Annotated in this window: 1 protein-coding gene; it reads right to left on the reverse strand. The window is 63.5% G+C overall.

Annotated features, from left to right (window positions below; translation table 11 throughout):
• Positions 1 to 46: 46 nt before the first annotated feature.
• The coding region (locus AD944_RS00095) for a CbtA family protein (protein ID WP_061474606.1) at positions 47 to 668 on the reverse strand (622 nt) is incomplete at its 5' end.

Here is a 668-nt window from a genome sequence, read left to right on the forward strand (position 1 = left end):
CTGAGCCCTGAGCCCTGAGCCCTGAGCCCTGAGCCCGAATAAAAAATTATCGGCGGGACGGGGCGGTGCGATCCGCCAGAACGGGGGTGGCCAGTGCGCCAAACAGCAGGCCCATGGTGCCCCACAGCACAAGCTGCATGCCAATGGAGGATTCCCGAAAGCGCCAGAGCACAACAGCAGGAAAGCCATCGGGCACTTCATTCACATCGGGCAGGCCAAACTGCACCAGTGCAATCAGCGCGATAAACAGCCCTGCTCCGCAGAGGGTGCCGGTCCATGCGCCGCGCGTCTGCGTGATTTTCTGGCCAATCAGCGTAGCAATAGCGGCCACGGAAATGGAAAGGCCGATCATGGCAAAGTAGGCGGCGGTGCGGAACGCCAGCGTGGCGTGCACCCCTACGGCGGGCGGATTGGGCGGGTATTTCAGGTCTGGCACCAGCACCACGGTCAGGAATCCGGCCCCGGCCAGCAGTAGTGCCAGCGCGCGAGGAGACCATAGATTCAGCCGCCCGTAGGCATAGGCAAACACCAGTGCAAACAGACCGCCAAAGCCGGTGCCATATAGCACAACAGCCGTCAGCAGCCCGTAGCTGGCCTGCACTGTGCGGCTGACCAGTTCCGGCTCCGCAGCATGATGGGCGGCTTCCGCCGCGTGGCGGGAGGCTTCA

Source organism: Acetobacter tropicalis (assembly GCF_001580915.1).
GTDB lineage: Bacteria > Pseudomonadota > Alphaproteobacteria > Acetobacterales > Acetobacteraceae > Acetobacter > Acetobacter tropicalis.